Here is a 1,308-nt window from a genome sequence, read left to right on the forward strand (position 1 = left end):
TACTGCTGATGCGTTAAAATTAGTCACCAAATAATTTTAGTTGTTCTTTGACATCTTGATTGATTTGATATTCTGTAAGCAGTTCTTGTATTGGTGTTTTATCAAACACAGAAATGCCTAAAATTTGCATGATCTCATAAATTGAAAGTTCACTTTTCAATGAATGCTTGACTTTGGCAACAATGAGATAAGTACAAATTGCTACCCATATATGGATATTGACGGCATTTTCAGAGTGCCCCCATAGTTTCTTGATGGTTAGATTCTGTTTTATCCACTTGAAAAAGATTTCTATCTGCCAACGATTCCTGTATAAACGAGCAATCTCAAGTGCTGAAGCGAATGTGTTATTTGTTATAAAAGTTAAGACGGTATCTTTTTTATCATCATAAAACTCAACCAGTCTTAATGGTTCAGGATACAACTTCTTGGATTTGTAACCATTGAGCATGATGACTTTATCGCTTCTTAATCCAGTGGTTTCATCAATATTATAATTGGTCTCAATGACAGTAAAATCCATTGTTGTTTTTGCCCTGGATATAAAAAATGCTCCTGATTCGTGCATGCGATATAATGCTTTGAAATCGATATAAGCCTTATCCATGACATAAATTGCATTTACTTCAGGAGTAATAACATCAAGAACATTGCTGTCATGGTATTTGCCATCGGTAATAAGGATATATGAAGGAATACTTCCTCTTAAATCCAGCAGCGTATGAATCTTTATTGCTCCTCTAGAATATTTGCCCGGAGCCCAACTGAATAGTTTAAGGCTAAGTGAAACCGTTGTCGAATCCAAAGCGAACACTTCATTATTGATGTCTACATCAGGAATAGAAGAGCCTGAATACAGCGGTCTTACTTCTTGGATTAGGTAATTACCAAAATCGGCAAAGATCCTTGAGTCTCTGTTCTCGTTGGCTCTTGATAATGTGGATTGATTCACATATTGCTTTATTCCTAGATGATAAAGTTTATTTCGATGAGCTTTTAAACATGTACAGATATCTCTCAAAGAGTTTCTCGCTGTTAGTTGACCAAAGAACAATTGAATAAACTGATTCCAGCAGTTGAAATCCCTTGTTCGATAATCACCATTGAATTTTATTACAAGTTTATCAAACTCGTACCGATTAATAAACTGTAATAGCTGAGCAAAAACGTATTTACCAGAATTCATAGCTTCGCATTAAAAGTGCAAAGCTAAAAGTCAAATCAAATCAAAAAATCAAAGAACGTTTGTATGTTGTTGAAATATAATTTATTGCAAATTGTTTTTAAAAATTAACGCATCACTAGTAA

1 protein-coding gene is annotated in these 1,308 nt (G+C 33.7%); it reads right to left on the minus strand.

The window, feature by feature from the left end:
- Positions 1–19: 19 nt before the first annotated feature.
- Positions 20–1,186, minus strand: coding sequence for an IS4 family transposase (locus tag ACRD7B_RS22700; protein ID WP_430826961.1), 1,167 nt, complete (start codon positions 1,184–1,186; stop codon positions 20–22).
- Positions 1,187–1,308: the final 122 nt, after the last annotated feature.

The sequence above is a fragment of the Carboxylicivirga fragile genome, from assembly GCF_050589805.1.
In the GTDB taxonomy this organism is placed as follows: Bacteria; Bacteroidota; Bacteroidia; order Bacteroidales; family Marinilabiliaceae; genus Carboxylicivirga; species Carboxylicivirga fragile.

Excerpts from the sequence above, each read along its gene's own strand:
- ACRD7B_RS22700 (WP_430826961.1), bottom strand. The coding sequence starts at position 1,186 with ATGAATTCTGGTAAATACGTTTTTGCTCAGCTATTACAGTTTATTAAT.